General features: G+C 73.9%; 31 protein-coding genes and 1 pseudogene. 25 read left to right on the top strand and 7 right to left on the bottom strand.

The window, feature by feature from the left end; all coding sequences use genetic code 11:
* Positions 1 to 44 precede the first annotated feature (44 nt).
* Positions 45 to 821 carry a hypothetical protein gene (locus tag ACIQ87_RS12230; protein ID WP_402405261.1) on the top strand — a complete coding sequence of 259 codons (777 nt, stop codon included), beginning with the start codon at positions 45 to 47 and terminating at the stop codon, positions 819 to 821.
* Positions 822 to 881: 60 nt separating this feature from the next.
* On the opposite strand, the gene ybaK is transcribed toward ACIQ87_RS12230, so the two are convergent.
* The 3 genes from ybaK to ACIQ87_RS12215 all read right to left on the bottom strand — a co-directional run bounded on the left by ybaK (position 882) and on the right by ACIQ87_RS12215 (position 3,792).
* Positions 882 to 1,376: a Cys-tRNA(Pro) deacylase gene (ybaK, locus tag ACIQ87_RS12225; RefSeq protein WP_402405260.1), complete on the bottom strand. Its 495-nt coding sequence runs from the start codon at positions 1,374 to 1,376 to the stop codon at positions 882 to 884.
* Positions 1,377 to 1,398: 22 nt separating this feature from the next.
* Positions 1,399 to 2,127, bottom strand: coding sequence for an LON peptidase substrate-binding domain-containing protein (locus tag ACIQ87_RS12220; protein ID WP_402405258.1), 729 nt, complete (start codon positions 2,125 to 2,127; stop codon positions 1,399 to 1,401).
* 84 nt (positions 2,128 to 2,211) lie between these two features.
* Positions 2,212 to 3,792, bottom strand: coding sequence for an oxidoreductase (locus ACIQ87_RS12215; protein WP_402405256.1), 1,581 nt, complete (start codon positions 3,790 to 3,792; stop codon positions 2,212 to 2,214).
* Positions 3,793 to 3,882: 90 nt separating this feature from the next.
* On the opposite strand from ACIQ87_RS12215, the gene hisD reads away from it, so the two are divergent.
* Genes hisD through hisF form a run of 8 tightly spaced genes read left to right on the top strand, consistent with a single transcriptional unit; the run spans position 3,883 to position 9,754 of the window.
* Entirely contained in the window at positions 3,883 to 5,190 is a 1,308-nt protein-coding gene (hisD, locus tag ACIQ87_RS12210) for a histidinol dehydrogenase (protein ID WP_402405254.1), read from the top strand.
* Positions 5,191 to 5,195: 5 nt separating this feature from the next.
* Positions 5,196 to 6,347: a histidinol-phosphate transaminase gene (locus tag ACIQ87_RS12205; RefSeq protein WP_402405474.1), complete on the top strand. Its 1,152-nt coding sequence runs from the start codon at positions 5,196 to 5,198 to the stop codon at positions 6,345 to 6,347.
* Positions 6,348 to 6,353: 6 nt separating this feature from the next.
* Complete coding sequence (gene hisB, locus ACIQ87_RS12200) at positions 6,354 to 6,947, top strand: imidazoleglycerol-phosphate dehydratase HisB (protein ID WP_049650368.1); 594 nt, start codon at positions 6,354 to 6,356, stop codon at positions 6,945 to 6,947.
* Positions 6,944 to 7,096, top strand: coding sequence for a hypothetical protein (locus ACIQ87_RS12195; protein ID WP_402405489.1), 153 nt, complete (start codon positions 6,944 to 6,946; stop codon positions 7,094 to 7,096). Before hisB ends, ACIQ87_RS12195 begins: the two co-directional genes overlap by 4 nt.
* Before the next feature lie 37 nt (positions 7,097 to 7,133).
* Complete coding sequence (gene hisH / locus ACIQ87_RS12190) at positions 7,134 to 7,769, top strand: imidazole glycerol phosphate synthase subunit HisH (protein ID WP_402405252.1); 636 nt, start codon at positions 7,134 to 7,136, stop codon at positions 7,767 to 7,769.
* 22 nt (positions 7,770 to 7,791) lie between these two features.
* The gene (priA, locus tag ACIQ87_RS12185) at positions 7,792 to 8,514 is read left to right on the top strand and encodes a bifunctional 1-(5-phosphoribosyl)-5-((5-phosphoribosylamino)methylideneamino)imidazole-4-carboxamide isomerase/phosphoribosylanthranilate isomerase PriA (protein ID WP_402405251.1); all 723 of its coding nucleotides are present in this window, start codon (positions 7,792 to 7,794) and stop codon (positions 8,512 to 8,514) included.
* The gene (locus tag ACIQ87_RS12180; RefSeq protein ID WP_402405249.1) at positions 8,511 to 8,987 is read left to right on the top strand and encodes a RidA family protein; all 477 of its coding nucleotides are present in this window, start codon (positions 8,511 to 8,513) and stop codon (positions 8,985 to 8,987) included. The genes priA and ACIQ87_RS12180 overlap by 4 nt, the downstream gene beginning before the upstream one ends.
* A complete protein-coding gene (hisF, locus tag ACIQ87_RS12175; protein WP_402405247.1) occupies positions 8,984 to 9,754 on the top strand; it encodes an imidazole glycerol phosphate synthase subunit HisF in 771 nt (256 codons plus the stop codon). The genes ACIQ87_RS12180 and hisF overlap by 4 nt, the downstream gene beginning before the upstream one ends.
* Positions 9,755 to 9,871: 117 nt before the next feature.
* Here hisF and ACIQ87_RS12170 read toward each other — a convergent pair whose 3' ends face one another.
* From ACIQ87_RS12170 to ACIQ87_RS12155, 4 genes and pseudogenes are all read right to left on the bottom strand, one after another.
* The gene (locus ACIQ87_RS12170) at positions 9,872 to 10,651 is read right to left on the bottom strand and encodes a VOC family protein (protein ID WP_402405245.1); all 780 of its coding nucleotides are present in this window, start codon (positions 10,649 to 10,651) and stop codon (positions 9,872 to 9,874) included.
* A gap of 139 nt (positions 10,652 to 10,790) precedes the next feature.
* Positions 10,791 to 11,441, bottom strand: coding sequence for a TIGR03085 family metal-binding protein (locus tag ACIQ87_RS12165; RefSeq protein ID WP_402405244.1), 651 nt, complete (start codon positions 11,439 to 11,441; stop codon positions 10,791 to 10,793).
* Between the two features lie 133 nt (positions 11,442 to 11,574).
* Positions 11,575 to 11,778 (bottom strand): annotated as a pseudogene (locus tag ACIQ87_RS12160) (nuclear transport factor 2 family protein); the annotation flags it as partial.
* 178 nt (positions 11,779 to 11,956) lie between these two features.
* The gene (locus tag ACIQ87_RS12155; RefSeq protein ID WP_402405242.1) at positions 11,957 to 12,844 is read right to left on the bottom strand and encodes a 4Fe-4S domain-containing protein; all 888 of its coding nucleotides are present in this window, start codon (positions 12,842 to 12,844) and stop codon (positions 11,957 to 11,959) included.
* A gap of 265 nt (positions 12,845 to 13,109) precedes the next feature.
* Between ACIQ87_RS12155 and ACIQ87_RS12150 the strand changes: the two genes are divergently transcribed.
* From ACIQ87_RS12150 to ACIQ87_RS12075, 16 genes are all read left to right on the top strand, one after another.
* Entirely contained in the window at positions 13,110 to 13,688 is a 579-nt protein-coding gene (locus ACIQ87_RS12150) for a hypothetical protein (protein WP_402405240.1), read from the top strand.
* A 105-nt stretch (positions 13,689 to 13,793) separates the two neighbouring features.
* Positions 13,794 to 14,165, top strand: a complete 372-nt coding sequence (gene hisI, locus ACIQ87_RS12145) for a phosphoribosyl-AMP cyclohydrolase (protein ID WP_392869245.1) — start codon at positions 13,794 to 13,796, stop codon at positions 14,163 to 14,165.
* A 38-nt stretch (positions 14,166 to 14,203) separates the two neighbouring features.
* Complete coding sequence (locus tag ACIQ87_RS12140) at positions 14,204 to 15,727, top strand: anthranilate synthase component I (RefSeq protein WP_402405239.1); 1,524 nt, start codon at positions 14,204 to 14,206, stop codon at positions 15,725 to 15,727.
* Positions 15,728 to 15,747: 20 nt separating this feature from the next.
* The gene (locus ACIQ87_RS12135; RefSeq protein ID WP_402405237.1) at positions 15,748 to 16,311 is read left to right on the top strand and encodes a Uma2 family endonuclease; all 564 of its coding nucleotides are present in this window, start codon (positions 15,748 to 15,750) and stop codon (positions 16,309 to 16,311) included.
* Between the two features lie 53 nt (positions 16,312 to 16,364).
* Positions 16,365 to 16,895 carry a TIGR02234 family membrane protein gene (locus ACIQ87_RS12130; protein WP_402405472.1) on the top strand — a complete coding sequence of 177 codons (531 nt, stop codon included), beginning with the start codon at positions 16,365 to 16,367 and terminating at the stop codon, positions 16,893 to 16,895.
* A gap of 136 nt (positions 16,896 to 17,031) precedes the next feature.
* A complete protein-coding gene (locus ACIQ87_RS12125) occupies positions 17,032 to 17,295 on the top strand; it encodes an HGxxPAAW family protein (RefSeq protein ID WP_402405235.1) in 264 nt (87 codons plus the stop codon).
* A gap of 102 nt (positions 17,296 to 17,397) precedes the next feature.
* Positions 17,398 to 17,838, top strand: coding sequence for a DUF2752 domain-containing protein (locus ACIQ87_RS12120; protein ID WP_402405234.1), 441 nt, complete (start codon positions 17,398 to 17,400; stop codon positions 17,836 to 17,838).
* Positions 17,839 to 18,136: 298 nt separating this feature from the next.
* On the top strand, positions 18,137 to 18,943 hold the full coding sequence (trpC, locus tag ACIQ87_RS12115; RefSeq protein WP_392918146.1) for an indole-3-glycerol phosphate synthase TrpC: 807 nt from the start codon (positions 18,137 to 18,139) through the stop codon (positions 18,941 to 18,943).
* 9 nt (positions 18,944 to 18,952) lie between these two features.
* Positions 18,953 to 19,102: a tryptophan biosynthesis modulator TrpM gene (trpM, locus tag ACIQ87_RS12110; protein WP_188296911.1), complete on the top strand. Its 150-nt coding sequence runs from the start codon at positions 18,953 to 18,955 to the stop codon at positions 19,100 to 19,102.
* Between the two features lie 67 nt (positions 19,103 to 19,169).
* Positions 19,170 to 20,432 carry a tryptophan synthase subunit beta gene (trpB, locus tag ACIQ87_RS12105; RefSeq protein ID WP_402405231.1) on the top strand — a complete coding sequence of 421 codons (1,263 nt, stop codon included), beginning with the start codon at positions 19,170 to 19,172 and terminating at the stop codon, positions 20,430 to 20,432.
* 2 nt (positions 20,433 to 20,434) lie between these two features.
* On the top strand, positions 20,435 to 21,259 hold the full coding sequence (gene trpA, locus ACIQ87_RS12100) for a tryptophan synthase subunit alpha (RefSeq protein ID WP_402405230.1): 825 nt from the start codon (positions 20,435 to 20,437) through the stop codon (positions 21,257 to 21,259).
* 254 nt (positions 21,260 to 21,513) lie between these two features.
* The gene (locus ACIQ87_RS12095) at positions 21,514 to 21,717 is read left to right on the top strand and encodes a hypothetical protein (protein WP_402405229.1); all 204 of its coding nucleotides are present in this window, start codon (positions 21,514 to 21,516) and stop codon (positions 21,715 to 21,717) included.
* Positions 21,718 to 21,845: 128 nt separating this feature from the next.
* Positions 21,846 to 22,355, top strand: coding sequence for a MauE/DoxX family redox-associated membrane protein (locus tag ACIQ87_RS12090; RefSeq protein WP_402405227.1), 510 nt, complete (start codon positions 21,846 to 21,848; stop codon positions 22,353 to 22,355).
* Positions 22,356 to 22,429: 74 nt separating this feature from the next.
* Positions 22,430 to 23,293, top strand: a complete 864-nt coding sequence (locus tag ACIQ87_RS12085; RefSeq protein ID WP_402405225.1) for a DsbA family protein — start codon at positions 22,430 to 22,432, stop codon at positions 23,291 to 23,293.
* Positions 23,294 to 23,412: 119 nt separating this feature from the next.
* Complete coding sequence (gene lgt / locus ACIQ87_RS12080) at positions 23,413 to 24,444, top strand: prolipoprotein diacylglyceryl transferase (protein WP_402405224.1); 1,032 nt, start codon at positions 23,413 to 23,415, stop codon at positions 24,442 to 24,444.
* Positions 24,445 to 24,593: 149 nt separating this feature from the next.
* Positions 24,594 to 25,331, top strand: a complete 738-nt coding sequence (locus ACIQ87_RS12075) for a VIT1/CCC1 transporter family protein (RefSeq protein WP_402405222.1) — start codon at positions 24,594 to 24,596, stop codon at positions 25,329 to 25,331.
* Positions 25,332 to 25,648 lie beyond the last annotated feature (317 nt).

Raw genomic sequence — 25,648 nt, 5'->3', positions numbered from 1 at the left:
CGGTGGTGGGTCGTTCGAGTGGCCGTCGTGAAACGATGGGGCCTGTGACCGTACCGAACACACCTCCGGATCCCGCCCCCGCCGATGCGCAGGCGGAGCCGGACGCAGCGCCCGACCCGTTCGCGCCGCCGGCGCACGGCGCCACCGCCTTCGGGGAGGGCGCGACTGCGCCGGGGAAGCGGCTGCTGCCGGAGGTGCGGGTCGGCGCCGGTGTCGTGGTCGCCTGTCTGGTGGTCGCACTGGTGGTGGCCGGGCTGTGGGCCTGGCTGGCGCCGAAGGTGCCGCTGCTGGTGGACGGGGACCGCATCCTCTACGCCGACCCCGAGGGCGAGCAGCGGGCCGGGGCCGACGCGGTGTTCGTGCTCATCGCCCTGGGGGCCGGGGTCCTGACCGCGCTCGGGGCCTTCCTGGCGACCCGGCGGCGCGGCGGCGGCATCGCGGTCGCGGTGGGGCTGACCTTCGGCGGGCTGCTCGGATCGATCGGGGCCTGGCGGATCGGGCGGTGGCTCGGGCCGAGCGGCGACCTGATCGGCCAGGCCCGGCGGGTCGGCGACGGCGGCCACTTCGACGCGAGCATCGACCTGGGGTCGCTGGGGGCGCTGCTGGTCTGGCCGATGACGGCGATGGTGGTGCTGCTCCTGCTCTCGGCCGCGTTCGGGAAGCGTGAGGAGGACCCGCCGCCGTACTGGGCGCCGGTCGCGCAGGCTCCGCTGGGGGTGCCGCCTACGGACACGCCTACGGACACGCCGACGGGGTCTCCGACGGGCACGCCGACGGGGCAGTGGGCCGGGCCGGGTACGGGGAGCGGCCCGGAGCGCTGACCGCGGCCCAACCGGGCGCGGGGTGGGCTCAGCGGGCCCGGTGCGGCGGGTTCGGCGGGTTCAGCGGGCGATGGCGGCGGTGTGGGCCCTGGTGAGGGCGACCAGGTCGGTGGGGGCGAGTTCCACTTCGAGGCCACGGCGGCCGGCCGAGACGTAGACGGTGGGGTGGCCGAGCGCGCTGGCGTCGACGACGGTGCGCAGCGGGCGGCGCTGGCCCAGCGGGGAGATGCCGCCGCGGACGTAGCCGCTGCTGCGCTCGGCGGCGGCCGGGTCGGCCATCGCGGCGCGCTTGCCGCCGACGGCCGCCGCCAGGGCCTTGAGGTCGAGCTGGCCGGCGACCGGGACCACGCCGACGGTGAGGGTGCCGTCCACGTCGGCGACGAGGGTCTTGAAGACCCGCTCGGGCGTGACGCCGAGGGCCTCGGCGGCCTCGCCGCCGTAGGAGGCGGCGGCCGGGTCGTGGTCGTAGGCGTGCACGGTGAACGGGACGGCGGCGGCTTCCAGGGCGACGGTGGCGGGGGTGCCCTGCCCGCCCTTCCTGCTCTTCTTGGCCATGCGGGGTCCTCGGGCTCCTCGGTCAGTTGGGGCTGAAGCGCTGGCGGGTGAGGTCGGCGGCGGGCAGCGAGGGCAGCCAGCTGAGGACGGCGGTCTCGCGGCGCAGCAGGTCGAGCTCGGCGCGCAGCCGCTGGGCGGTGTCCGGGCAGGCGAGCAGCCGCTGCTTGACCGGGGTCTCGAACACCGAGGCGGCGGCGACCAGGTAGGAGAGCACCTGGGGGTCGTCCGGGAGCTCCTGGCGGCCGACGGTGCTGGCCTCGCGGGCGCCGGCCAGGCGCTTCTGGTAGACCCGGAACGCCCGCTCGACCTCGGAGGCCAGGGCGCCGGAGCCCTCGCCGGGGAGCTCCTCGATCGGCTCGATCTCGCCGGTCAGGTACGGGCCGGAGACGTCCGCCGAGCGCAGCCGGAACCGGGTGGTGCCGGTGACCAGCAACTCGTAGCGGCCGTCCGGCTGGTGCTCGACGGAGGCGACGTCGGCGACGCACCCGATGTGGAACAGCGCCTCCAGCGGGTCCCCGGTGGCGGTGCCGAGGCCGTCCAGCGGGCCGGCCGGCCCCTCGTCCGGCCTGACCGGTGCGACCTCCCGGCCGTCCCTGATCGCGAGCACGCCGAACCGCCGGGGGGCGTCCTCGGAGCGTTCGAGCAGATCGGCGACGAGACGGCGGTAGCGCTCCTCGAAGACGTTCAGGGGCAGCACCAGGCCCGGGTAGAGCACGGTGTTCAGCGGGAAGAGCGGCAGCCGTTCTGTCACGGCGGACAGCGTAGTTCCCCGGACGGGGGCCTTGCCGCACGGATGACGAGGTCACCCGGTCGGCGGCCCCCGCCGCTGCCCGGCTCAGCCACGCTGGAGCATCCGCGTGGCGCCGGCGACGACCGTGGAGGCGAGCAACCAGCCGATGACGACCAGCCCGGCGGAGATCCACTGGGAGAGGCCGCCGGGGTTCCAGCCGCCCTGGTTGAGGTCCACGATCGGCAGCAGCTGGTTCAGGGTGAACAGCACCGCGTTCCAGTGCGGGCGCTCGTCGGCCTTGAGCGGCTCCGGCGGGTGGGTGGCGAACCAGAGGCTGCCGAGGATCCAGGCGAGCAGCAGCCACAGGCCCGCCCGGCCCGGCCGGTAGCCGTAGCCGACGGTGGCGTCCTGGACCGCGCCCCAGACGCGGGCGGGCAGCGGCAGGGTCCGGCGGCGCCGGCGCTGCTTGGCGTAGAGCACCTCGCGGGCGTCGTCGTCGGCGCCGTCGCGGCGCAGGGCGGCGGCCAGCTGCTCGTAGGACTCGGGCTGGAAGTCCACCGAGGAGCCCTCCAGCCAGGCGATCCGCTGCTGGACGGTGAACGTGCTGATCGGGCGCAGGTTGTCGTAGACGAAGCCGGTGAGGCCCAGGTGCTTGCCGAGCGGCCAGGCGTGCGGCCGGTCGACCAGGTTGCCGACCCGGGCGCGGGAGAGCGAGACGGTGCCGGTGGGGCGGAAGTCGCAGGAGAAGCGCAGCTCGGGGGTCTGGATGCGGCGCAGCGAGAGCTCGTCGTCGTCCTCCAGGTGGAACTCGCCGGAGATCAGGCAGGCGCCCTCGAAGCGGGAGTCGGACAGCCGGACCCGGCCGAAGGCCCGGAACGGGGTGACGGGGCCGTCGGGCGGCGGGACCTGGCCGTAGCCGGAGCCGTAGTAGCCGCGGGAGCCGGTCCAGCCGAGGTCGGCGGAGCCGGTCAGGTAGAGGGTGTGGCCGATGGTGACCCGGACGGCGTTGAGGCAGGTGCGGTTGTGCCGGCGGTCGGCGTGCAGCTGGGCGCCGCGCAGCGACAGCCGGCCGCCTATCCGGGCCGTGCGTATGCTCAACTCGCCCCGGGTCTCCAGGCGTTCGGCTTCGAAGTCCTGGTTGACGGTGATCCCGTCGGCGGAGACGGCCCGGCCGTAGCGGTCGCCGCCGATCCGGGCCTGGTTGAGCAGCAGGTCGGTGCCGATCTTGGCGTCGGTGAGCCGGATGCCGTCGGGGAGGCGGCAGCGGGCCAGGTGGAGGTCGCCGGTGGTGGAGAGCCGGGAGGCCTCCAGCCGGGGGATCAGGCAGTTCACGAAGCGCAGCGTCGGGGCCGAGGCCTCGGAGAGCAGGATCTTGTGCTCGAAGCGGCACTCGTGGACCTCGATGTAGCGGTCTATGGCGGCGCCGGCCAGGTTGAGCGCGCCGGTGACCAGCACGCCGCTGAACCGCAGCGAGGCGACCCGCCCGGGGGCGGGCCGCGGGCCGGCCAGCAGCAGGTGGGCGAGCACCTCGGCGCGGACGGTGCGCTCGGGGCCCCAGTCGGCGTCGCCGAAGGGGTCGTCGGCGTCCGCGTCGCCCGTTCGCAGGTCCAGGATCACACCCTGGCGGTACGCCTCCCAGAGCCGCTGCTCGACCCCGCTCCAGCCCTCCGGAGCACGCTCCGCCATGGTTTCCCCCGTCCCCCGGTCGTCTCGCCTTTCGTATCACGGACTGAAATGCGGGACCAGCGGTTCCGGCCACTCCTTACACTGGGTGGCGTGATCTCTCGAATCGACCTCCGCGGCTCGCTGGACGACCCGCGTGACCTGCTGCCCCGTGCCGAGTTCGACGTCGCGGCCGCCCTGGAGAAGGTGCGGCCGATCGCCGAGGACGTACGCCATCGCGGGGTCGCGGCGCTGATCGAGATCACCGAGCGCTTCGACGGCGTCCGGCTGGAGTCGACCCGTGTCCCGGCCGAGCAGCTCACCGCCGCGCTGGAGACGCTGGACCCGAAGGTGCGGGCCGCGCTGGAGGAGTCGATCCGCCGGGCCCGCGCCGTGCACGCGGACCAGCGCCGCACCGGGCACACCACCCAGGTGGTGCCGGGCGGCACGGTCACCCAGCGCTGGGTGCCGGTCGAGCGGGTCGGCATGTACGTGCCGGGCGGGCTGGCGGTCTACCCGTCCTCCGTGGTGATGAGCGTGGTGCCGGCCCAGGAGGCGGGCGTCAAGGGCATCGCGGTCACCTCGCCGCCGCAGAAGGAGTTCGGCGGCCGCGTCCACCCGACCATCCTGGCGGCCTGCGCGCTGCTCGGCGTGGACGAGGTCTACGCCGTCGGCGGCGCCCAGGCGGTCGCGATGTTCGCCCTCGGCACCGAGGAGTGCGCGCCGGTCAACGTGGTCACCGGCCCGGGCAACATCTACGTGGCCGCCGCCAAGCGCTACTTCGCCGGCCGGATCGGCATCGACTCCGAGGCCGGGCCGACCGAGATCGCCGTCCTCGCCGACGACAGCGCGGTGGCGTCCGACGTCGCCGCCGACCTGATCAGCCAGGCCGAGCACGGCCCGACCTCCGGCTCGGTGCTGGTCACCGACTCCCCGGCGCTCGCCGACGCGGTCGAGGCCGAGCTGGCCGGGCAGGTCGCGCGGACCAAGCACTCCGGGCGGGTGGCCGAGGCGCTGGGCGGCAAGCAGTCCGGCATCATCCTGGTCGACGACCTGGATCAGGGCCTCGCCGTGGTCAACGCGTACGCGGCCGAGCACCTGGAGATCCAGACCCGTGACGCGCACGCGGTGGCGGCCCGGGTGGTCAACGCCGGCGCGATCTTCATCGGCCGCTGGACCCCGGTCTCGCTGGGCGACTACGCGGCCGGCTCCAACCACGTGCTGCCGACCGGCGGCTGCGCCTGCCACTCCTCCGGACTGTCGGTGCAGACCTTCCTGCGCGGCGTCCAGGTCGTCGAGTACGACCGGGACGCGCTGGCGGACGTCGCCGCCCACGTGGTCAACCTGGCGAACGCCGAGGACCTGCCGGGGCACGGGGACGCGATCAAGGCCCGCTTCGACTGGACGGTGCCGGGATCGTGACTCGTATCACTCGCATCGACGACCTCCCCGTCCGGGACGAGCTGCGCGGCCAGTCCCCGTACGGCGCGCCGCAGCTGGACGTGCCCGTCCAGCTGAACACCAACGAGAACCCGTACCCGCTGCCCGAGGAGCTGGTGGCCCGGATCGCCGAGCGCGTCGCCGAGGCCGCCCGCGGGCTGAACCGCTACCCCGACCGGGACGCGGTCGAGCTGCGCGAGGGCCTCGCCGCGTACCTCACCGGGACCACGGGCTTCCCCGTCGGCCGGGCGCAGGTGTGGGCCGCCAACGGCTCCAACGAGGTGCTCCAGCAGCTGCTGCAGACCTTCGGCGGCCCCGGCCGCAGCGCGCTCGGCTTCGAGCCCTCGTACTCGATGCACGCGCTGATCTCCCGGGGCACCGGCACCGCCTGGATCTCCGGGCCGCGCAACGACGACTTCACCATCGACGTGGACGCCGCCGTCGCCGCCATCGCGGAGCACCGGCCCAACGTGGTGTTCGTCTGCTCGCCCAACAACCCGACCGGCACCGCCGTGGACGCCGACACCGTGCTGCGGCTGTACGAGGCCGCGCAGGCCGCCCGGCCCAGCCTGGTCGTGGTGGACGAGGCGTACGTCGAGTTCTCGCACCGCGCCTCGCTGCTGCCGCTGATCGAGGGCCGGCCCAACCTGGTGGTCAGCCGCACCATGTCCAAGGCCTTCGGCGCGGCCGGGCTGCGCCTGGGCTACCTGGCCGCCGACCCGGCCGTGGTGGACGCGGTGCAGCTGGTGCGCCTGCCGTACCACCTGTCCGCCGTCACCCAGGCCACCGCGCTGGCCTGCCTGGAGCACACCGACACCCTGCTCGGGTACGTCGGGAGGCTCAAGGAGGAGCGCGACCGGCTGGTCGACGCGCTGCGCGGGATGGGCCTGGAGGTCACCGACTCGGACGCCAACTTCGTCCAGTTCGGCCGCTTCGCCGACACCCACGCGGTGTGGCAGGCGATCCTCGACCAGGGCGTCCTGGTCCGCGACAACGGCGTCCCCGGGTGGCTGCGCGTCACCGCCGGCACGCCCGCCGAGAACGACGCCTTCCTGGACGCCGTCCGTCTTGCCCTCCCGTCGCCCACCCCCACCCTTGATCGAGCACGCTCCGCGCGCGCTGCCAGTCAGGAGCTGTAACCCCTCATGTCCCGCATCGGACGCGTCGAGCGCACCACCAAGGAGACCTCGGTCCTGGTCGAGATAGACCTCGACGGCACCGGGAGGACCGACATCTCCACGGGCGTCGGCTTCTACGACCACATGCTCGACCAGCTCGGCCGGCACGGCCTGTTCGACCTCACCGTCAAGACCGACGGCGACCTGCACATCGACACCCACCACACCATCGAGGACACCGCCCTCGCGCTCGGCGCCGCCTTCAAGCAGGCGCTCGGCGACAAGGTGGGCATCTACCGCTTCGGCAACTGCACGGTGCCGCTGGACGAGTCGCTCGCCCAGGTCACCGTGGACCTCTCCGGCCGGCCGTACCTGGTGCACACCGAGCCCGAGGGCATCGCGCCGATGATCGGCTCGTACGACACCACCATGACCCGGCACATCCTGGAGTCCTTCGTGGCCCAGGCGCAGATCGCGCTGCACGTCCACGTGCCGTACGGGCGCAACGCGCACCACATCGTGGAGTGCCAGTTCAAGGCGCTGGCCCGGGCGCTGCGCTACGCCGCCGAGCGCGACCCGCGCGCGGCCGGAATCCTCCCGTCGACCAAGGGTGCGCTGTGAGCAACACCGCGATGATCCTCATCTTCGTCGGCCTCTTCCTGGCCGGCGGAGTCATCTCCTTCTGGAAGCAGAAGCAGTCGAAGGGCGTCATCCTGGTGCTCGCCTTCGGCGCCGTGATGTGCCTGGCCTCCGGCCTCATGCGCCTGTAGACCCGCCGCCCGCCGCAGAGAGACTGGACACCTGAACATGGGCAAGAACGTCGTCGTCCTCGACTACGGTTCCGGCAACCTCCGCTCCGCGCAGCGCGCCCTGGAGCGGACCGGAGCGGACGTCACCGTCAGCTCCGACTACGACACCGCGATGGCCGCGGACGGCCTGCTCGTCCCCGGCGTGGGGGCCTTCGAGGCCTGCATGCGCGGACTCAGGTCCGTCCGCGGGGACTGGATCATCGGCCGCCGGCTCGCCGGGGGCCGACCGGTCATGGGCATCTGCGTCGGCATGCAGATCCTCTTCGAGAAGGGGGTCGAGCACGGCGTGGAGACGGCCGGCTGCGACGAGTGGCCGGGCACCGTGGAGCCGCTGGAGGCCCCCGTCGTCCCGCACATGGGCTGGAACACCGTGGACGCCCCCGAGGGCAGCCGGATGTTCGCCGGCCTCGACCCCGAGACCCGCTTCTACTTCGTGCACTCCTACGGGGTGCGGCACTGGGAGCTGGAGGCCCACAGCGCGCGGATCAACGCGCCGCTGGTCACCTGGGCCACCCATGGGCAGCCGTTCGTCGCGGCCGTCGAGAACGGCCCGCTCTGGGCCACCCAGTTCCACCCCGAGAAGTCCGGCGACGCCGGCGCCGCCCTGCTGACCAACTGGGTCAACACCCTCTGACTTTCTGAGAGTTGGATCTCTGATGAGCCTCGAACTGCTGCCCGCCGTCGACGTCCGCGACGGTCAGGCCGTCCGCCTGGTCAAGGGCGCCTCCGGCACCGAGACCTCCTTCGGCGAGCCGCTCGCCGCCGCCCTCGCCTGGCAGAACGCCGGCGCCGAGTGGCTGCACCTGGTCGACCTGGACGCCGCCTTCGGCACCGGCTCGAACTACGAGCTGCTGCGCGAGGTCACCGCACAGCTGGACGTCAAGGTCGAGCTGTCCGGCGGCATCCGCGACGACGAGTCGCTCGCCCGCGCGCTCGCCACCGGCTGCACCCGGGTCAACCTCGGCACCGCCGCCCTGGAGGCCCCGGAGTGGGTCGCCAAGGCCATCTCGGAGCACGGCGACAAGATCGCCGTCGGCCTGGACGTGGTCGGCACCACCCTGCGCGGCCGCGGCTGGACCCGCGACGGCGGCCAGCTCTTCGAGGTGCTGGAGCGCCTCGACCGGGAGGGCTGCGCCCGCTACGTCGTCACCGACGTCAACCGCGACGGCACCCTGACCGGCCCCAACCTCCAGCTGCTGCGCGACGTCTGCGCCGCGACCGACAAGCCCGTCGTCGCCTCCGGCGGCGTCTCCTCGCTCGACGACCTGCGGGCGATCGCCTCGCTCGTCGCCGAGGGTGTCGAGGGCGCCATCGTGGGCAAGGCACTCTACGAGCAGAAGTTCACCCTCGAAGAGGCGCTGGAGGCGGTTTCCGGATGACGGACGGTCGGATCGTACGCGGCAGGGTCGGTGGATTCTCCCCCTGGGAGGACGAGTTCGGCTACGCCCGGGCGGTCGCCGCGGGTGACCACGTGCACGTGGCCGGCTCCACCGCCTGGGTGGGCGGCCGGATCGAGCACGAGGGGGACCCGTACCGGCAGACCCTCGCCGCGTTCGGCGTCGGGCTCGAGGCCCTGGCCGCGTACGGTCTGACCGCGCAGGACGTGGTGCGCACCCGGATGTACATCACCCACGTCCGCGACGCCGAGGAGGTGGGCCGGGCCCACCGCGAACTCTTCGACGCCGCCCGCCCGGCGGCCACCATGGTGGTCGTCGAGGGACTGATCGACTCCCGGATGCTGGTCGAGGTCGAACTCGACGCGTACCGGTCCGGGCTGGCAAGGATCCTGGAAACCCAGGAGCCCCCGAAGCCCCTGGAATCCCCGGAACCCCTGGAAGGCAAACAGCCGTGACCCTCGCAGTACGTGTCATCCCCTGCCTGGACGTCGACGCCGGGCGGGTGGTCAAGGGCGTCAACTTCCAGAACCTGCGCGACGCGGGCGACCCGGTCGAGATGGCCAAGCTCTACGACGCCGAGGGCGCCGACGAGCTGACCTTCCTCGACATCACCGCCTCCTCCGGCGACCGGGAGACCACCTACGACGTGGTCCGCCGCACCGCCGAGCAGGTCTTCATCCCGCTGACGGTCGGCGGCGGCATCCGCGCCGTCGAGGACGTCGACAAGCTGCTGCGGGCCGGCGCCGACAAGGTCGGCGTCAACACCGCGGCCATCGCCCGGCCGGAGCTGGTCCGCGAGATCGCCCAGCGGTTCGGGCGGCAGGTCCTGGTGCTCTCGGTGGACGCCCGGCGCTGCCCCGAGGGCACCGAGACGCCGTCCGGCTTCGAGGTCACCACCCACGGCGGGCGGCGGGGCACCGGCCTGGACGCCGTCGAATGGGCGGGCCGCGCCGCCGAGTTGGGCGCGGGCGAGATCCTGCTCAACTCGATGGACGCGGACGGCACCAAGGACGGCTACGACCTGGAGATGATCCGGGCCGTGCGCAAGGCCGTCTCGGTGCCGGTGATCGCCTCCGGCGGGGCCGGCAAGCTCGCGGACTTCGCGCCGGCCGTCGATGCGGGCGCGGACGCCGTGCTGGCCGCCAGCGTGTTCCACTTCGGGGACCTGCGGATCGGCGAGGTCAAGGGCGCGCTGCGGGAGGCCGGGCACCCGGTGCGGTGACGCTCCGCGCGTGACGAGGGCCCGCGGTTCCGGGAATTCCGGGAACCGCGGGCCCTCGCCGTGTGCGCGGGACTCCCGCGTGTTCAGGACTCCCGTGTGCGCGGGAGCCCCGGGTGTTCAGGACTCCTGCGGTTCGCCGTGGATCAGGGCGAACGGGGCGCCGTTCGGGTCCGCCAGCCAGGCGATCCGGCCGACGTTCTCCACGTCCGAGGCCGGCATCAGCACCGAGCCGCCGGCCGCCGTCGCGGCGGCCACCCGCGCGTCCACGTCCTCGGCGGCGAAGTACGGCGTCCAGGCGGAGGGCTGCTCCGGGGACATGGTCGGGGCGATGCCGCCGAAGCTGGTCGCCTCCTGGTCGCCCTCGGCGGCGGAGAGCACCCGGTAGTTCATGCCCGGCGACGGCTCGAACTTCTGCATCCGCCAGCCGAAGAGCTTCTCGTAGAAGGCGAGGGCGACGTCCGGGGCGGAGGTGTGCAGCTCGGACCAGACCAGGGCGCCCTCCTCGGAGACGGCGCCCAGCCCGGTGGTGCCGCCGGACTGCCAGAGGGCGAACTCGGCGCCCTGGGGATCGGTGAGGGCGGCGAACCGGCCCTCCTGCATGACGTCCATCGGCGGCACCCGGACGGTCGCGCCGGCCTGCTCGGCGGCCTTCACGGTGGCGTCCGCGTCCCGGGTGCGGAAGTACGTCGTCCAGGCGGACCGCGCGCCCGGGTCGAGGTTGCCGATGGCTCCGACGGTCCTGCCGTCCAAGTGGAGGAACCCGTAGCCGCCGGCCTCGGGGATCTCCTGGAAGGTCCAGCCGAACACCTTGCCGTAGAACGCGGCGGTGGCGGGGATGTCCGGGCTGCCCAGGTCGATCCAGCAGGGCGAGCCGATGGGGAAGTCGGTGGTGAGCATTGCGGGGTGCTCCTTCGACGCGGAGGGACCGGGACGGTTCCATCGGGCGCGCCCACGCGCCACCCCGGCCACCTGCGAGTCTGCACCCGGGCCCGGACATCCGCAGCCGGAGGCCGTCCGCGCCGGACGGCCCGGGCCGCTACCGCGGCGGCAGCGGCAGCGGCAGCACGTGGCGCAGGGCCTCGACGGCGTCCGGGGCGCCGTCGACGGTGAGGGTGGTCCGGGCGCCGCGGCCGTAGGTGAAGAGGACGAGCTCGGCGGGTTCGCCAGCGAGGCGGACGGTGGGGGAGCCCGCGGGGCCGACGGTGAGGGAGCGGCCGTCGGGGTGGGTGAGGGCCAGGCGGACGGGGGACCGGCGGCCCGCCTCCATGCGGGCGATGAGGGGCAGGCGGCGCCAGAGGGCCTCGGCGCGGCCCGGCGGGACGGGCTGCGGGGTCCAGTCCTCGGCCGCGCGCAGGACGTCCTCGGCGTGGACGTAGTACTCGATGGTGTTCGCCGCCTCGTCGGCGCCGGGCAGCGCGAACGGGGAGTAGACCGGCGGACCGGCCCGGAACAGCCGCACCAGCTCCTCGTACGGCCGCTCGGCGTACTCGTCCTGCACCCGCCGCGTCCACCCGGCGAGGGCGCCGACCCGGATGCCGGCCGCCGCGTCGGGGCGGCGCTCCCGGATCACCAGGTGGGCGGCCAGGTCCCGGGTGGTCCAGCCGGCGCAGAGGGTGGGGGCGTCCGGGCCGGCGGCGGTGAGCAGCCGGGCGAGGCGGTGGCGTTCGGCGAGGGCGTGGTTCGACATGGCGTCAGCCTAGGGCCTGCCCTCGGACTCGCGGCTGCGGATCGTCGCCGGGGCCGGGTTGTCCCTCTCTCGTGGAGACGGCCCCGCCCCGGCGGCGTCCGGGAGCACCGGGGCCGACGGGTGGGGGAGCCCGCTACCTCGGCAGGTCGTCGCGCTTGATCCGGCGGTCCTTCACCAGCCAGACGCCGTCCCGCCGCACCAGGACGTCGTCGCAGGTGCTGCTGGAACGGATCGCCGGCGTGCCGCCGCGCGGGATCTCCAGCACCAACGCGTAGCTGCTGACCCGCAGTTCGTCCTCGTCGCCGGACTCGACGTCGACCATGCCGAGCCAGTGCCGGCGCTGGACGCCGCGGCGGTCGCAGTCGTCGACGACGGTATGTCAAGTCCTCTCCAGCTTCTAGGTCTTCCCGTGCGCGAGCGTGGCGACGTTCGGGGAGACGATCGCCTGGCTGAGCTTCGTCCCGGTCTCCGCGGACCGGACCCTCGTCCGGGGCGGCGCCCGGCTGCGGGGCGCCTCACCAGCGGACCGCGGAGAAGTCCACCGGCCGCGGCGCGAGCCTCCCGGTCCGCTCGGCCAGCCCGCGCAGCCGCAGCGCCATCTCGTCGGCGTCGAGCCGGCACCGCTCGCCGTGACCGGGCAGCAGCCACTCGAACCGCAGCCGGCCGACCGCCCGCGCCAGCGACCGGGCCAGCTCCTCGATCGAGTACCAGGTGACGCTGTCGGCCACCGCCAGGTCCGCCGTGGCGCGGGACCAGTAGAAGCTGTCCCCGCTGAAGCAGTACCGGTCGTCCGCCAGGTACAGCACGCTGCCCCGGGTGTGTCCCGGGAACGGCAGCGCCGTCACCCCCGGGACGACGGTCACCGGGTCGAGCCCGGTCAGCACCCGGTCGGCGTCCGGCGCCGCCTCCCGGTCGCCCGCGTGGATCCACAGCCGGGCCCCGAACCGGTCGGCCCACTGCCGGCCGTGCGCGGCGTGGTCGCGATGGGTGAGCAGCACGTCGGTGACCGCCCCGAGCGCCGCCAGCCGCTCGGCCAGGGCCGCACTCCACCGCGGCGTGTCCACCATGACCGCACCGCCGTCGGGCCGGCGCAGCAGGTACGAGGTCGCGCCCGCGGTCTTCCGCGCGTTGTGCCCGCACAGGTGCACCCACGCGTCCAGCGGCAGCGGGTACGGGTCCCCGGCCGGATCGAGCCGGCCCGACGGCGGCCGGACCGACCGGGTGGGGCAGGCATGGGCCGCCCGCAGCAGCAGCAGCTCCTCCGCCGCGTTCCGCGGCTGGCGCACCACCACCGAACGCCCGTCGGCCTCCTCGATCAGCCCGGGCGCCATCTGCCGTGCGACGTCGCAGTTCACGCACCGCTCGTCCACCTGCCAGCCGCCCCGCGCCTGTGACCTCTGCATGTACTCGGCACCCTCTTCCGGGGCGGCTCGACGACCCGGTGGCCGGGGTGCGCGGCACGGCCACCCGCCCCGCCCGGCCGCACCGCGGCGCCACCCTCGCAGCCGGGCCGCCGCGACCACCCCCATTCACCCGGCCGAAGGCGCGTCACCCGAACCCCCGTCCGCCCTCGAGAGCGACCGTTCGACCCCCGGCGCCGCCGCCCGGACGGGGCGAGTTCGGCGAACCGCCTGCCGGGGACGGGGCGGGTGGGCCATTCTCTTGGCCATGACCTCCGAGCAGCCGCCGCCCGCAGCCGGCTCCCGTCCGTCCCGGGCCCTGGTCCTCACCGTCGCCGCCGTGCTGGTCGTCCTGCTCGCGGTGGTGGCCACCGCGGTGCTGTGGCCGGACGACAGGAAGCCGGCCGCCGCGCCGCCCCCGCCCACCCCCACGGCCACGGAGACCCCGACGCCGACACCCACCCCGACGCCCACGCCGGCCAAGCCGCAGCCGCCGTACGCCTTCTTCCCGGTCGGCGCCTGCTTCGACCACCCGCAGCTGAGCCCGGTGATCACCAAGCCCGAGGAGCGGCCCTGCGCCGGCGAGCACGACGGCGAGGTGATCGCCGACCTCAGGCTCGCCGACGGCCTGACCGGTGAGATCCAGGTCGCCCTCGCCATGCGGGAGGGGTGCAAGGACGTCGAAGCCGCCGCCAGGGCCCACCAGACCGACGGACGGACCTACTACGGCCGCCAGTTCGGCCCGGCGATGGCCAACTACCAGCAGGGCTGGCGCGACTACACCTGCACCCTGGCCGTCAGCAACAAGCAGGGCGGCCCCAAGCTCACCGGGCAACTGCACTCCTAGCGGTCCCCGGTTCCCAGCGGTTCCCCCGCGGGGCGATCCGTGCCCCCGCGGGGGAGCGGGGCGGGGCACGCGGGGGCGGCGGGGCGGGCTGACACAATGGGGCTCATGTCCACCACACCCGCCACTCCCGGCAGCACCGCCCTCGCCCCCGAGATCGCCGCGCGGCTCAAGCGCACCGAGGACGGGCTGATCCCGGCCATCGCCCAGCAGTACGACACCGGCGAGGTGCTGATGCTCGGCTGGATGGACGACGAGGCGCTGCACCGCACCCTCACCACCGGCCGCTGCACCTACTGGAGCCGCAGCCGCCGTGAGTACTGGGTGAAGGGCGACACCTCCGGCCACGTCCAGGCGGTCAAGTCGGTGGCCCTGGACTGCGACGGCGACACCCTGCTGGTCAGGGTCGACCAGAGCGGCGCGGCCTGCCACACCGGCGACCGCACCTGCTTCGACGCCGACGTGCTCCCGCTGTCCTGACCCCACCCCGTCCACAACTCCAGAAGGTGCCGCCCGTCATGGATCTCGAAGCCTTCCGCAAGCTCGCCGTCGACACCCGGGTCATCCCGGTCACCCGCAGGCTCCTCGCGGACGGCCTCACCCCGATCGGCCTCTACCGCAGCCTCGCCGAGGAGCGGCCCGGCACCTTCCTGCTGGAGTCCGCCGAGCAGGGCCGCAGCTGGTCGCGCTACTCCTTCGTCGGGGTGCGCAGCGCCGCCGCGCTCACCGTCGGCCCGGACGGCGGGGCCCGCTGGCTCGGCACCCCGCCGGTCGGCATCCCCACCGACGGCGACCCGCTGGAGGTACTGCGCGCCACCCTCCAGGCGCTGCACACCCCGCGCCTGGAGGACGACGGGCTGCCGCCGCTCACCGGCGGCCTGGTCGGCTACCTCGGCTACGACATCGTCCGCCGGCTGGAGAAGCTCCCCGACCTCAACCCGGACGACCTCGGCCTGCCCGAGCTGACCATGCTGCTCGCCACCGACCTCGCCGTGCTCGACCACGTCGACGGCACGGTGCTGCTGATCGCCAACGCCGTCAACCACAACGACCTGGCGAGCGGCGTCGACGAGGCCTGGGCCGACGCGGTGGCCCGGCTGGACGCCATGGAGGCCGAGCTGTCCAAGCCGGTCGACCCGGGCCTGGCCACCTTCACCCCGGCCGGCCCCGGCGAGGTCCACTCGCCGTTCGGCGGCGCGCCGTACCGGGCCGCGGTGGAGGAGGTCAAGGAGCGGATCAGGGCCGGCGAGGCCTTCCAGGTGGTGCCCTCGCAGCGCTTCGAGGCGCCCTGCCCGGCCTCCGCGCTGGACGTCTACCGGGTGCTGCGCACCACCAACCCCAGCCCGTACATGTACCTGTTCCGCTTCCCCGGGCCGGACGGCGCCGCCGAGGGCGGCTTCGACGTGGTCGGCTCCAGCCCGGAGGCGCTGGTGAAGGTCACCGACGGCGAGGCGATGCTGCACCCGATCGCCGGGACCCGGCACCGCGGGGCCACCCCGCACGAGGACGCGGAGCTGGCAGCCGAGCTGCTCGCCGACCCCAAGGAGCGGGCCGAGCACCTGATGCTGGTGGACCTCGGCCGCAACGACCTCGGCCGGGTCTGCGAGCCGGGCAGCGTCGAGGTGGTCGACTTCATGCAGATCGAGCGCTACAGCCACGTGATGCACATCGTGTCGACCGTCACCGGCAAGGTGGCGCCCGGGCGCACCGCCTTCGACGTGCTGACCGCCTGCTTCCCGGCGGGCACCCTGTCCGGCGCGCCCAAGCCGCGGGCGATGCGGATCATCGAGGAGCTGGAGCCCACCCGCCGCGGCCTGTACGGCGGCTGCGTCGGCTACCTGGACTTCGCCGGGGACTCGGACACCGCGATCGCGATCCGCACCGCGGTGCTGCGCGACGGCACTGCGTACGTGCAGGCCGGTGCCGGCGTGGTCGCCGACTCCGACCCGCACGGCGAGGACACCGAGTGCCGCAACAAGGCGGCCGCCGTGCTGCGGGCCGTCGCCACCGCCAATACGCTGCGGAGGCCGGAACTGTCCTGAGGCGCGAGGAGGCGGCCGGGATGCCCGAGGTGCCGTACGACGAGCTGCGCTGGGCGGTCGTGCTCGGCGCCGCCGGACAGCTCGGCGAGCAGCCGGCCGGGCACGGGCGGGTGCTGTCGGGGGTGGCGATCGACTTCCCGGCGGCGCCCGGCGGGCCGGACCCGGTGGTGCTCGCTCCCGACCTGGCCGTGCTCGCCCGGGACGCCTTGCGCGGCGGGCGGGGCCGGTTCGGCGCGGCCGGGGTCGAGGCGGTGCTGGAGGTGGCCCGGCCCGGGCTGGCGGAGGCGGCGGGGGCGTACGCGCGCGGCGGCGTGCCGCTGTACCTGGTGGTCGATCCGGCGGCGGCGGTCTGCACCCTGCACACCGCGCCGTCCCCCGAGGGCGTGTACCGGGAGGCCGAGCGGGTGCCCTTCGGCAACGACCTGTTCCTGGCGCTCGGCGGCCGCACGGCGGTGCTGCGGACGGACGAGTTCCCGACGCCGTCACCCGCCTCGTCCGCCGCCCCGCGCACCGCCCCGCACCCCGTCCCGTTCCCCACCCCGGGTACGGACCCGGGCGTCGGCCGGGGGATAGTGGACGGGTGACCGCAGAGCAGACTCCCGCCCCCGCCGCCCCCAGCCGCCGCACCCTCGGCGTGATGCTGCTGCTGACCGTGCTGAGCGCCGTCCTGGTGCTGACCGCGGCCGGGCGGACCTGGGCCGAGGGCCGGGCCGGCACCCTGGACGTGTCCGTCACCGGCGGCAAGATCTCCGAACTGCCCGGCGGGCTGGCCCTGGTGGGCCTCGCCGCGGCCGTCGCGGTGTTCGCGGTGCGCGGCGTCGGACGGCTGGCGGTCGGTGCGCTGACCCTGCTGGCCGGGCTCGGCGCGGCCGCCGCCTCGGTGGCCGGGGCGGGCGACACCGCCGCGCTGGACGCCGAGGCCGCCCGCAAGCTGGCGCTGACCGGGTCGACGGCCACCGAGGTCGCGCACACCGCCTGGCCGTGGGTCGCGCTGGTCGGCGGGCTGCTGCTGGCCCTGGCCGGAGTGCTCACCCTGCGGTACGGCCGGGGCTGGCCGGCCATGGGCAGCCGCTACGAGGCGCCGACCCGCAAGGCCCCGGTGAAGTCCGACACGCCGGGCGACCTGTGGAAGGCGCTGGACCGGGGCGAGGACCCGACCGCGGTGTGAGCCGCGGGCATGTGACGCGATAGACCCGCCACCCGCTTTGGGCCACCGGTGTGTGGCCCGGCACAATGGAACCCGTCAACCCGCCGGCGGCCCCGCAGGCCCGGCCGGGCCCCGAGAGCCAAGGAGCACCACTCAGATGGCAGCAGCAGCACACGGCCACACCCCCGCCGCCTGGACCGGCGTCGTCATCTCCTTCGTCGGCTTCGGCGTCGCGGGCGTCGCGATGATCCTGCCGTCGGTGCTGCTCGTCTGGGTCGGCCTGGCGGTCGTCCTGGCCGGCGGCGTGGTCGGCAAGGCCATGTCCCTCGCGGGCATGGGCAAGCAGGCCAGCAGCAACGTGTACAAGTCGGCCGAGGAGCAGATCGCGGCCCGTGAGGCCCGCGCCGCCGTCGCCGCCTGACGAACGGCTCGTCGCACCACACGTTTGTCGTACATCGGAACGGCGGGCGCGCCACGCCCGCCGTTTCGTCGTGTCCGGGCCCGACCCGGGCAGAATCGGGGCGTGACCTCCGCCCCCACCGCCTCCGCCCCGCCGCCCGTGCTGCGCCGGCTGAGCCCGCCGCTGACCGCGCTGGCGGCGGTGGCCGTCCCCGCCGCGTACGTCGCCGTGGTGGACCCGAACACCCCCGGGCACTACCCCGACTGCCCGTTCCTGACCGCCACCGGCTGGTGGTGCCCGGGCTGCGGGGGGCTGCGCTGCGTCCACGCGCTGACCCACGGGGACCTCACCGGGGCCCTGCACGACAACGCCGTCCTGGTCCTGCTGTCCGGGGTGCTGGCGGTGCTCTGGCTGCGCTGGGGCTGGGCCGCGCTGACCGGCGGTCCGCCGCCGAGGGTCACCGTCGGGGCCCGGCGCTGGGCGCTGATCGCCCTGCTGGTGCTGGTGTTCACCGTGGTGCGGAACTCGTCGATCGGTGCCGGGCTGGCACCGCCGCTGGTCTGATCCGGCCACGCGGGCGCCCCTTCCGGCCACCGGATTCCGGCCACCGGACCGCCGCCCCTCCCGGACCGCCGTCGCCGGGCTCGAAGAGCGGCCGGAAACCAGTGCGAAGACCGGCCGAAAACCGGTGCGGGGTCGGTGAAGCCGCAGCTCGGGGCCGTTGCCGCGGACGTCCGGTCCGCGAGACGCGGCTCGAACCGATGCGCCCCCCGCCGCCGGGTGCCGATACCATCGAAGAGCCGGTGGGCTGTCGCCCGCCGGCTCACGCCGACCAACTGGCAGAAAAGATGGGGGCTCCTGAGTGAGTGTGCTCGACTCGATCATCGAAGGGGTCCGCGAGGACCTCGCCGAGCGGCAGGCCCGGGTCTCCCTGGACGAGCTCAAGGAGCTCGCCGCCAGGGCCCCGGAGGCCAAGGACGGCGTCGCCGCCCTCAGGGGCGACGGGGTCCGGGTGATCTGCGAGGTGAAGCGCTCCAGCCCGTCCAAGGGCGCCCTGGCCTCGATCGCCGACCCGGCCGCCCTGGCGGTCGACTACGCGGCCGGCGGTGCGGCCGCGATCAGCGTGCTGACCGAGCGGCGCCGCTTCGGCGGCTCGCTGGCCGACCTCGACGCCGTCCGCGCCGCGGTGGACACCCCGGTCCTGCGCAAGGACTTCATGGTCACCGCCTACCAGCTGTGGGAGGCCCGCGCGCACGGCGCCGACCTCGCGCTGCTGATCGTCGCCGCCCTCGACCAGCCGGCCCTGGTGTCGCTGATCGAGCGCGCCGAGTCGATCGGCCTCACCCCGCTGGTGGAGGTGCACGACGAGGAGGAGATCAAGCGCGCGGTGGACGCCGGCGCCCGGATCATCGGCGTCAACGCCCGCAACCTCAAGACGCTCGAAGTGGACCGCAACACCTTCGAGAACGTCGTCCACGCCATCCCGGACGGCATCGTCAAGGTCGCCGAGTCCGGCGTGCGCGGCCCGCTGGACGTGATCAACTACGCCAACCTGGGCGCCGACGCGGTGCTGGTCGGCGAGACCCTGGTGACCGGCAAGGACCCGCGCGCCGCGGTCGCCGACCTGGTCGCCGCCGGGGCCCACCCCGCCGTCCGGCACAAGGACTGACGCCGCCCGATGAAGATCGCCGCCCGACTCGCCCCCGGTTGCCGCCCGCGCGGCTGCCGCGCACCCGCACGCCGGGTGCTGGGGCGTCGGGTGCGGTACGTCATCGGGTGCGAGCCCGGACAGGTGCCGGGACGGCGATGGCGCGTGACGTCCGGCTGACCGGCCCACCAGCCGGGACGGCCGAGAAGACGTCATCGTCGTTCATCTCCGTTCAAGGGAAACCACCATGTCCGAGAAGGACTACCTGCCCGGTGCCCAGGTGCCGGACGCGCGCGGCTACTTCGGCGCGTACGGCGGCCGCTTCATCCCCGAGGCGCTGGTCGCCGCGGTCGAGCAGGTCGCCGAGGAGTACGAGAAGGCCAAGGCCGACCCGGCCTTCGCCGCCGAGCTCGACGCGCTGCTCAAGGACTACACCGGGCGCCCGAGCCCGCTGACCGACGTGCACCGCTTCTCCGCCGAGGCGGGCGGCGCGCGCATCCTGCTCAAGCGCGAGGACCTCAACCACACCGGCTCGCACAAGATCAACAACGTGCTGGGCCAGGCGCTGCTCACCAAGCGGATGGGCAAGACCCGGATCATCGCCGAGACCGGCGCCGGCCAGCACGGCGTGGCCACCGCGACCGCCTGCGCGCTGTTCGGCTTCGACTGCACCATCTACATGGGCGAGGTCGACACCGAGCGCCAGGCGCTCAACGTCGCCCGGATGCGGATGCTCGGCGCCGAGGTGGTGGCCGTCAAGTCCGGCAGCCGGACGCTCAAGGACGCCATCAACGAGGCGTTCCGGGACTGGGTCGCCAACGTCGACTCCACCCACTACCTGTTCGGCACCGTCGCCGGGCCGCACCCGTTCCCGATGATGGTCCGGGACTTCCACCGGATCATCGGGGTCGAGGCGCGGCAGCAGGTGCTCGACCGGACCGGCCGGCTGCCCGACGCGGTCGTGGCCTGCGTCGGCGGCGGCTCCAACGCGATGGGGATCTTCCACGAGTTCATCCCGGACGCCGGGGTGCGGCTGGTCGGCTGCGAGGCGGCGGGCGAGGGCGCCGAGACGCCCCGGCACGCGGCCACCCTCACCAAGGGCGACCCGGGGGTGCTGCACGGCTCCCGGACGTACGTCCTGCAGGACGAGGACGGGCAGACCATCGAGTCGCACTCGATCTCGGCGGGCCTGGACTACCCGGGCGTCGGCCCGGAGCACGCCTGGCTGAAGGACACCGGGCGGGCGGAGTACCGGCCGGTCACCGACGCCGCCGCGATGCAGGCGCTGCGGCTGCTGTCCCGCACCGAGGGGATCATCCCGGCCATCGAGAGCGCCCACGCGCTCGCCGGGGCGCTGGAGCTGGGGCGTGAGCTCGGGCCGGAGGCGACCATCCTGGTCTCGCTGTCGGGACGCGGGGACAAGGACATGCACACCGCGGCCCAGTACTTCGGACTGTACGACGAGCAGGCCGGCGGCTCGGGCGACGCCTCCGCCGAGGGGGGTAAGTGACCATGACTTCCAAGCTGAGCACCGGCAAGCTGAGCGGCCGGCTGGCGGCCGCCAAGGCCGAGGACCGGGCCGCGCTGATCGGGTACCTGCCGGCCGGGTTCCCGACCGTGGACGGCGGCATCCGGGCGATCAACGCGCTCATCGAGGGCGGCTGCGACGTGGTCGAGGTCGGGCTGCCGCACTCCGACCCGGTGCTGGACGGCGCGGTCATCCAGACCGCCGACGACATCGCCCTGCGCGGCGGCGTGCGGATCAAGGACGTGCTGCGGACCGTCCGGGAGGTCGCCGCGGCGCACCCCGAGGCCGCGGTGCTCGTGATGACGTACTGGAACCCGGTCGACCGCTACGGCGTGGCACGCTTCGCGGCCGACCTGGCGGCCGCGGGCGGTGCCGGGTGCATCCTGCCGGACCTGCCGGTGGAGGAGTCCGAGGAGTGGCGCAAGGCGGCGGACGAGCACGGTCTCGACACCGTGTTCGTGGTCGCCCCCAGCAGCAAGGACGCCCGGCTGGCGGAGGTCACGGCGGCCGGCAGCGGCTTCGTGTACGCGGCCGCGGTGATGGGCGTGACCGGGACGCGGTCCGCCGTCGGGTCGATGGCCGAGGACCTGGTCGCCCGGACCAGGGCGACGACGGACCTGCCGGTCTGCGTCGGGCTCGGGGTCTCGGACGCGGTGCAGGCGGCGGAGGTCGCCCGGTTCGCGGACGGGGTGATCGTCGGGTCGGCGTTCGTCAAGCGGATCCTGGCCGCCGGCGAGGACGAGACCGCCGCGCTGGACGCGGTGCGGGCCCTGGCCGGGGAACTGGCCGAGGGCGTGCGCAGGCACTGACGCGCGGTAGGGACATCCGGCCGACGGCCCCCCACTCCACCGGGAGTGGGGGGCCGTCGGCGTTCCATCCGGCCTCGCCGGTCCGCTGCGGGGCGCGGGCACGGGCGCGCGGCTCCGCTCCGCGCTCCCGGCCGGGCTCGCGGACCCGAACGGGTGAACAAGGGGTGGGGACACGCATCAGCCGGGGTTGACGGACGTTGAGAGGAGGGACGAGTGCACGAACGGTTTCGCGGTCGAGCGGAAGGGGTGAGCCGGTGCGGAGTCTCCAGCGGGCCGTCCTGCTGCGGGCGGCGACGGCCGTGTTGGTGCTCGGCGGCGCCGTCGGGGTGCACGTCCAGGTGGGGCACGCGCTGGCCAGACGGGGGGCCGAGCGGGCGGAGCGGGAGGCGGTGGCGTGCGCGGAGGCGGCCCGGCACCCCGACCTGTTCGAGGCGGGGTGGCCGGCGGGGTGCCGCTGACGCACGGATGTTCGTCACATCCGGACAGAGCGTCACTCATCCGGCTTAATTCCTGAATGCGGAGGAACCACTCTTCATCCCTCACGGTTCATCAGGGAGTGAACGAGCTTCCCGAGGGGGTTTCCCTGATGACCGCGCAGCCCGAGGGCTCCGCGCCCACGCCGACGGCGCGCCGGCCCGTGCCGGCCTGGAGCGAGTGGCTCGGCACGGTCGTCCGGATCGGGCTCGCGGTGGTCTGGGGGTGGGCCGGGCTGGCGAAGGTCTCCGATCCGGCGGAGGCCGCGCAGGCCGTCCGCGCCTACGAGATCCTCCCCGAAGGGCTGGTCAAGCCGATCGGCTACGCCCTGCCGTTCCTGGAGCTGGCGCTGGCCGTGCTGCTGCTGGTGGGCCTCGGTGTCCGATTGGTGGCCGGGATCTCCGCCGTGCTGCTGCTGGTCTTCATCGCCGGGATCGCCTCCGCCTGGGCGCGCGGCATCTCGATCGACTGCGGCTGCTTCGGCGGCGGCGGCCACGTCGACGAGTCCCAGACGAAGTACCTCCAGGAGATCCTGCGCGACACCGGGTTCCTGCTGATGGCCGGATGGCTGCTCTGGCGGCCCCGCACCCGGCTGTCGGTGGACGGCTGGCTGGCGAGCTGACCCCACCCGCCCCCACGACCCCGCCCCCACACCCCGCACCCCGACGAAGGCCCCCGACCGTGGACGTCAACGCAATGAGCGAGAAGAACCAAGAAGGCAAGCGCACCGCCCGCGAGCGGATGCTGGAGCAGCGGGCGGCCGACGAGGCCACCTCCAAGCGCAGGAAGAAGCTGATCGTCGGCGGCTCCGTGCTCGCGGTGATCGCCGCCGCGGTGATCACCGGCGTCGTGGTGCAGAACCAGCGCTCCAAGCCGGAGACGCCCGCCGCCGCCCCGGCCGGGACGATCGGCGACAAGAACCTGGTCGTCCCCGTCGGCGCCGCCGACGCGCCCTCCGTCCTCACGGTCTACGAGGACCCGCGCTGCCCCGCCTGCGGCACCTTCGAGCGCGAGTTCTCGTCCACCATCGACCAGATGGAGGACGCCGGGAAGATCTACACCAACTACCACATCGTGTCGTTCATCGACCGGGCCGTGGGCGGCAAGGGCTCCAAGACCGCCGCCAACGCGCTCGGCTGCGCCCAGGACGCCGGGCACTTCCGGGACTTCCACGACGTGCTGTACCGCAACCAGCCGGACGAGACCAACGACGCCTTCGGCGACAAGAACGTGCTGCTCGGCCTCGCCAAGCAGGTCAACGGCCTGGACACGCCCGAGTTCCAGGCCTGCGTCAACGACAACAAGTTCGGCGGGTGGGTGGCCGCGGTGCAGCAGGACTTCGACAAGTCCAGCTTCAAGTCCACCCCGACGGTGCTGCTCAACGGCCAGCCGATCTACCCGAAGAACGGCAGCGAGGAGATCACCCCCGCCAACCTGGCGAAGTGGGTGGACGCCGCGAACCAGGGCAAGCAGCTGGGCACGGCGGGTTCGCACGGGCAGAGCCCGGCGCCGACCAGCGTCGCTTCGGAGGCCAACAACCCGTCGCCGACGGCCGGCTGAGCCCGTTCCACCGTGCCGCCCCCTCCCCGTCCGGAGGGGGCGGCGCCGTCCGTTGTTCGGTTTCTGTGACCCCAGGGGTGTCCGAGCGGGCGGCCGGACCCTGTAGCGTCGGAACTGCCATGGATATCGCCTACATTCCCAGCCCGTCGCGGGGCGTCCTGTACCTCGGACCGATCCCGCTGCGCGCCTACGCCTTCTGCATCATCCTCGGTGTCGTCGTCGCCGTCTGGCTCGGCAGCAAGCGCTGGGTCGCCCGGGGCGGTGCCAAGCACACCGTCGGCGACATCGCCGTGTGGGCCGTGCCGTTCGGCCTGGTCGGCGGCCGCCTCTACCACGTGATCACCGACGGTGGCCGACTGTACTTCGCCGAGGGGAAGAACCCCTGGGACGCCCTCAAGATCTGGGAAGGTGGCCTCGGCATCTGGGGCGCGGTCGCGCTGGGCGCGGTCGGCGCCTGGATCGGTGCCCGTCGCCGCGGCGTGCCGCTGCCCGCGTACGCCGACGCCATCGCGCCGGGCATCGCGCTCGCGCAGGCGCTGGGCCGCTGGGGCAACTACTTCAACCAGGAGCTGTACGGCCGGTCGACGACCCTGCCGTGGGGCCTGGAGATCGACAAGACGCTGGCGAACGGCGAGGTCGTGAAGGGCGTCTACCACCCGACCTTCCTGTACGAGTCGCTGTGGTGCGTCGGTGTCGCGCTGCTGGTGATCTGGGCGGACCGCCGCTTCACGCTGGGCCACGGCCGGGTGTTCGCGCTGTACGTGGCCGCGTACACGGTGGGCCGGTTCTGGATCGAGTGGCTGCGGATCGACGACGCCCACGTCTACTTCGGCCTGCGGCTGAACGACTGGGTGTCCATCGCGGTGTTCGCGGGCGCGGTGGCGTACTTCGTGATCGTGGGCCGGACGCGGCCCGGGCGGGAGGACCCGGCGAGCATCGACCCGGCCGCGCACCTGGCGGAGGACGCCGAACCCGGCGACCAGGGCGGGAAGAGCGCCGGGGAGAAGGCCGAGGGGAAGGTCGACGGGAAGACCGCGGACAAGGCCGTGGAGAAGGCCGACGGAAAGCCGTTGCTGCGCGAGCCGGCCGGGCCCGTGGACGGTGAACCGGCCGCCGGGACGGCCGGCAAGGACGCCAAGAACCCGATCTGACCAGGGGTTTCCCCCCGACTGAGGCCACCCTTCGCGAACGCCGCGAAGGGTGGCCTCAGTGGTGTTCGGACAGCCTTACTTTGCTGGAAATGCCCAGGTCAGGCGGGCTACGGTCAGGGCCGAGGAACGACGACGGAGGGGAAGAGACGATGAGTGCGACCGCTGTGGAGGCCGACGCCGGACACCAGCCGCGGATACCCGCGGCCGACCACCACCGGGATGTCAACGGCGGCTGGCTGCGGCCGGCCGTGTTCGGCGCGGTGGACGGACTGGTGTCCAACTTCGCGCTGATGACCGGCGTGGTCGGCGGTGCGGCGTCCAACGGGACGGTGATCCTCACCGGACTGGCGGGCCTGGCGGCCGGCGCCTGCTCGATGGCGGCGGGGGAGTACACCTCGGTGGCCTCGCAGCGGGAGCTGGTGCAGGCCGAGATCGAGGTCGAGCGGCTGGAGCTGAGCCGCAACCCGCACGGCGAGCTGGCCGAGCTGGCCCAGCTGTACGTCTCGCGCGGGGTGGACCCGGAACTGGCCCACGAGGTGGCCCGGCAGCTGTCCGCGGACCCGGAGCTGGCCCTGGAGGTGCACGCCCGCGAGGAGCTGGGCGTCGACCCGACCGACCTGCCCTCGCCGCTGGTGGCGGCCGGCTCGTCGTTCCTGTGCTTCGCGCTCGGCGCGCTGCTGCCGCTGCTGCCGTACCTGCTGGGGGCGACCGCGCTGCTGCCCGCCCTGCTGCTGGCGGGGGCCGGACTGTTCCTGTGCGGCGTGGTGGTGGCCCGGGTGACGGCCCGCAGCTGGTGGTTCAGCGGGCTGCGGCAGCTGGTGCTGGGCGGCGCGGCCGCCGGGGTGACCTACCTGCTCGGGTGGCTGATCGGCGGCCACGTGGGCTGAGCGCGGCAGTGCATGACTATGCTGACGAGTGCGTGACGTTTCACACATGAGCGCCGGGCGGCGCCTGGCAGTGTCTCATCATTCGGGCCCCCGAGCCGCGGATTCGCATCCGCGGACGGGCTCCCGGAATGGAATCCCAGGCACCCATGATCGGCTTCCGTGACCAGCCGGTTTCGCCACTGTTTCAGGCCGTGGACGGTTGGGCACAATCGTCGGGACGTGCACTGTGGCGCGTCCTCTCGCACCCCCCTGACCTGCGCGTCGTCCCGCCATCTGGACGGGATATTTCCGCTTCTCGGGATCACGGGCATCATGTA

Source organism: Kitasatospora sp. NPDC096204 (genome assembly GCF_044763205.1).
Classification (GTDB): domain Bacteria; phylum Actinomycetota; class Actinomycetes; order Streptomycetales; family Streptomycetaceae; genus Kitasatospora.
This window is presented reverse-complemented; position numbering and strand designations above follow the sequence as displayed.